Annotated in this window: 4 protein-coding genes; 1 reads left to right on the top strand and 3 read right to left on the bottom strand. The window is 71.1% G+C overall.

The annotated features are described in order from the left end of the window. Both PO768_RS27440 and PO768_RS27445 read right to left on the bottom strand, forming a co-directional pair. A partial coding sequence (locus tag PO768_RS27440) for an RNA polymerase sigma factor (RefSeq protein WP_272648589.1) occupies positions 1 to 564 on the bottom strand: 564 nt, incomplete at its 3' end. A 136-nt stretch (positions 565 to 700) separates the two neighbouring features. After that, the gene (locus PO768_RS27445; protein WP_272648590.1) at positions 701 to 1549 is read right to left on the bottom strand and encodes an esterase-like activity of phytase family protein; all 849 of its coding nucleotides are present in this window, start codon (positions 1547 to 1549) and stop codon (positions 701 to 703) included. Positions 1550 to 2942: 1393 nt separating this feature from the next. Here PO768_RS27445 and PO768_RS27455 point away from each other — a divergent pair. Further along, positions 2943 to 3551, top strand: a complete 609-nt coding sequence (locus PO768_RS27455) for a DUF2242 domain-containing protein (protein WP_269839560.1) — start codon at positions 2943 to 2945, stop codon at positions 3549 to 3551. Here PO768_RS27455 and PO768_RS27460 read toward each other — a convergent pair. Beyond that, the coding region (locus PO768_RS27460) for an HAD-IC family P-type ATPase (RefSeq protein WP_272648592.1) at positions 3526 to 4750 on the bottom strand (1225 nt) is incomplete at its 5' end. The two genes, PO768_RS27455 and PO768_RS27460, sit on opposite strands and share 26 nt — an antisense overlap.

Consider the following 4750-nt stretch of genomic DNA (forward strand, 5'->3'; position numbering starts at 1 on the left):
GGCCGACAGGGCCTGGCGGCGCTGGCGCGGCGCCGGACGTTCGCCGCGCCAGCGCAGCAGGGCCTGGTGGACCGCGTCCATGGCCTGGCCGACATCGCGCTCCACCGTCTTGACAGAGACGCCGTGGCGCCGCGCCAGCGTCTCATGGTCGAGGCCGTCCAGTCGGTGCGCCAGAAAGGTCTCGCGCACCCGCTCGGGCAGGCCACCCAGTGCCCCCTCGATGCCTTGCACCGCCTGGCGCAGCGCCAGCGCGCGCTCCTGGTCGGGCGCGCCACCGGGGCTCAGGTCTTGCAGCAGGGCCTCATCGAGCCCGATCTCGAAGCGCTGGCCGCCGCGCGCCTGGCGGCGCAAATGGTCGAGGGCCAGGTTTTGCGCCACCTTGTAGAGGTAGGCCCGGCGCTGCTCGGGCGCACCGCCCAGCCGATCGGTGCCGGCCTCGGCCACCCGCAACCAGGCCTCATGGGCCAGCTCGCGGGCGGTCTCGCCACAGCCCAGCTTGCGGGTCAGAAAGCGCAAGAGGCCTTGGTAGCTCTGCTCGAAACCCAGCAGCAGGGCGCCGCTCATCGCGGCACCCGAGGGGCAACAGGGACGGACGGGAGGGCAGGCATGGACCGGGGGGCTTGAATACGCAATTGAGAATTGTTCGCATTCTAGACCGGACCCGATCAGGACGCCGGCGCCCGCCGGCAAGCCCTCCGCTTCAAGGCATCGCGTAGCTGCTCAGCGCCTTCGGGAACTTCAGCAGCCACAGCCGCGTGCCGCGGTCGATCTCGTTGCCGCGGGCCACGCGCACGCCCACCGCGCCGGCGGCGCAGGCGCCGTCGTTGACGATGACGCCGTTGGCATCGACGGTGCAGGCGGTCGGGTCGCCGTCCAGCGCGCGGCCGGCGGCGTCGACCAGGGTGGTGCGCAGACCGAAGTCGTTGTCATTGATCAGGGCCAGGGTCTGGGCATCGACCACGGCCAGGCCCTCGGCCTTCTCGGCCTTCCAGCCGGCGGCGTTCAGGTCCAGCAGCACGGTCTTCTTCAGCTTGACCACCTGGCTCCAGCTCAGCGCGCTGGGCGTGCTGGCGTCGATGCTGTTCTTCTCCAGCTCGATGCCGACGGCCGCGATATCGCTGGCACCGGCCGGCAGCTCGACCAGCATCAGAAAGTTGCGCACCACGCCGCTGGCGTCGGTGCCCTGCTCGATGACGATGAAGCGGCCATTGCCCAGCGCGACCAGATCGCCCAGCTTGGCGCTGCCGCTGCGGTTGCGGTCCCATTTGTCGCCGGCCAGCGCATAGCTCAGCGGGTAGGCATAGAGCTTGGAGGTCTCGGTCTTGGGGTCGAACTCGATCCAGCGGGCGAACTGTGCGAAGTCGCGCACTTTCACCTTGTCATTGCGCTTGCCGTCCTGGTCGAGATCGGCGCTGTCGGTGGTCTCGACGGACTTGCCGGCCGCGTCCAGCGGATCGATCGGGCTTTGCAGGAAGCCATGCAGCTTGCCGCTGGCGGCGTCCATCGCCAGGCCTTCCATGCCGCGGTTGGCGCGGCGGTGCTTCAGCACCTCGGGCAGGCTGCCGGCGCCGGTGCCGGGGGCGTAGCGCTTCAGGATCTNTTCAGCACCTCGGGCAGGCTGCCGGCGCCGGTGCCGGGGGCGTAGCGCTTCAGGATCTGGCCGCTGGCGGCATCGATCTTGGCGATGAAGGGGCCGTACTCGTCCGAGGTCCAGAAGACCTTGGCGGCGGCGTCGTAGACCAGGCTTTCGCTGTCCAGGCCCTGCGGGTCGAGCCCGCCCTTGGCGGCGTCGTAGCGCAGCGCGTCATTGAGCGGCACCTCCAGGCTGGCGCCGATGCTGGTGAAGGGCAGCGGGCGGCCGGAGATGCGGGTACCGGCGTCGGATTTCAGCGGCAGCAGGCTGCTCAGCTGCGCCCCCTTGGCGCCGACGCTGATCGTGCCGATGGACGGCGTGAAGCCGGGCGCCAGAAACATCTTGCTGAGGCTGGCGGCGCTGTTGTCGGGGCGCGGCGCATTCGGGCTGTCGCCATTCGGGCCGCGGTCGGTGATGCCCCAGAACTCCAGGCTGCCGTCGGCGGCCTTGCCCTTGAACACCAGGCCCGAGCCGACGGCCGGGTAAAAGCCCTTGGGGAAGTCCTTCCTGGCGGCCGCGTTGGTGCCCTCGTAGGGCACGTAGAGGGAAGCCTCGGCGCGCAGCTCATGCTTGGTGATCCTGACCTCGCCGCCGGCGCTGGACTGGCTGCTGGCGGTGGTCTCGGTCTTGCCCAGCTCGGCGGCCAGCATGGCCTCGTAGTGATCGGTGGCGGCCAGGCGGCGCAGCGCGCCCAGCGTGCGGGCGCTGTAGGGCTGGCCGTAGCCGTCCTGCAGCGCGGCCGGCAGCAGGGCCTTCAGCGCGGCATCGAAGGCGGCGGCCGGTGCCGCGAAGTCCAGGCTCTTGCCGGCCAGCGCGGCGGCCACGGCCTCGCTGATGCGGATGCCGTTGGCGGCCTCGTCGTCCTCGTCCAGCGCCTGCAGGAACAGCAGGCGGTTCTGCAACCGCGCCTCGCCGAGCGCCTGGGTGCCGGCCAGATCGCCGACCGTGATGTCGGCCGCGCAGGCGGCCTGGCCCAGCGCCACGCCGCCGAGGCTGAAGCTGAGCTGGTCGCCCGGCTTGCAGCTCAGGGCGCCATTCGCACCGGTGCGGCCGGTCAGGCCCGAGGGGCTGGCGCTGTACTGCACGCCCTCGACCGCGCCGTCCAGCAGGCGCGCGTTGATGGCCGCAGGCCCATCGTCATCGCTGCCGCAGGCGGACAGCAGGGCCAGGCTCAGCAGGGCCAGCAGGGGTTTGGCGCGCGGGGGCATCATCGAGGGCATGGTGGGGTTCGCTAGGGCGGTCAAAGGCCCGCACCATAGCCAGCAGCGGTGACCGGGCCATGACAGCGCGGCACGGGATAATGCAGCCCGTGATCCCGATACAGCCGCCCTCACCGTCTGCCGGCTTGCTGCGCCGCAGCGCCCGCCACACCGTTCTCGGACTCGTCTGCCTGGCCGGCCTGGCTGGCTGCGGCGGCCTGGGCACGGGGCTCGGCAAGTCGACACGGCCGGCCCAGGTCTACCAGAAGGAGCGCTTCCAGTCCGACGAGACCTTCTCGCGCCTGTTTGATGCCGATGTCGACACCACCTGCGAGGCCGCCCGCCGTGCGCTCTTGAGCCAGGGCTATGTGATCAGCAATGCGCAATCCGGCCTGATCAACGGCGCCAAGCGCTTCCAGCCCGAGGGCGAGGTGCATGTGGAGATCGGCTTCACCGTGGTCTGCGTGCCCGACGGCAAGACCGGCAGCCAGCTGTCCACCGCCTATGTCTCGGCCCAGCAGGACCGCTACACGCTGAAGAAAAGCCCCAACTCCACCAGCATCGGCGTCAGCGCGATCGGCTCGATCTCGGTGCCGCTGTCCTCGACCCAGGACTCGCTGGTCAAGGTAGCCTCGGAGACGATTCCGGCCGGCGAGTTCTATGACCGCTTCTTCGCGCTGATGCAGCGCCTGGTCAAGGAGCAGGCAGCGGACCGCTGACGCGCGGCTCGGCCGCGCTGCGGCCCAGCCGCTGCTTGACCATCTGGAAGGCCGTGATCATCGCCAGGCCGGCGGCCACCGCGGCCCCCCAGAGGGCGGGCGGCAGCGCCGCAAAGCCGAAGGCCCGGCTCAGCGGCGGCAGCGTCGTGATCAGGGTCAGCGCCAGCAGGGTGCCACCCAGCACCCAGGCGGCGGCGGGGGTCAGGCCTTGCCAGAGGTGGTGCCAACCGCTGCGGGCCGAGCGGCTGGGCAGTATCAGCGCGGCATTGGCCGTCACCAGCGCGATGAAGGCCGCCGTGTTGGCCGAGCCCTGCGCCAGACCCAGGCTCAGCACCCAGATATAGAGGCCCACACTCAGCGCCGTCACCAGACCGCCTTGCAGCAGGCTCAGCAGCACATGGCGGCGCGCGAGCAGGGCATCGCCGCTGCGGCGCGGCGGCTGGGTCATCAGATCGGCGGCGCCGGGCTCGGCCTCGAACACCAGCGAGCAGGTCGGCGCGATCACCAGCTCCAGGAAGGCGATGTGCAGCGGCGCCAGCAGCAGGGGCAGCCCGAACAGCGCCGGCAGCAGCGCCAGGCCGACGATGGGCACATGGACGGCCAGCGTGTAGACCATGGCCTGGCGCAGATTGGCGAAGGTGCGCCGGCCGTCGGCGATGGCGCTGACGATGGAGGCGAAGTCGTCCTGCAGCAGCACCAGGGACGCGGCCTCGCGGGCCACATCGGTGCCGCGCTGGCCCATCGCGATGCCGATATGGGCGGCCTTCAGCGCCGGCGCGTCGTTGACACCGTCGCCGGTCATCGCCACCACCTCGCCCTGCGCTTTCAGTGCTTCGACCAGGGCCAGCTTCTGCTGCGGCTTGACGCGCGCATAGACGCTGACCTCGCGCAGCGTGGCTGCCAGCGCGGCGGCGTCCAGGCCCTGCATCTCGTCACCGCTCAGCACCCGGGCGCTGGCGATGCCGGCCTGTTCGGCAATGGCCCGGGCGGTGCGCGGGTGGTCGCCGGTGATCATCACGACGCGGATGCCCGCCTGCTGGCATTGCGCCACCGCCGCTGGCACCTCGGGCCGCAAGGGATCGGCCAGGCCGACCAGGCCCAGCCACTCGAAATCGAAGTCCTGCTGCAGCGCCGGCCACGCCGTGTCGCGCGCATGCCGGCCGCGCGCCACGGCCAGCACCCGCAAGCCGCGGTCGGCC

The sequence above is a fragment of the Paucibacter sp. XJ19-41 genome, assembly GCF_028462495.1.
In the GTDB taxonomy this organism is placed as follows: domain Bacteria; phylum Pseudomonadota; class Gammaproteobacteria; order Burkholderiales; family Burkholderiaceae_C; genus Roseateles_E.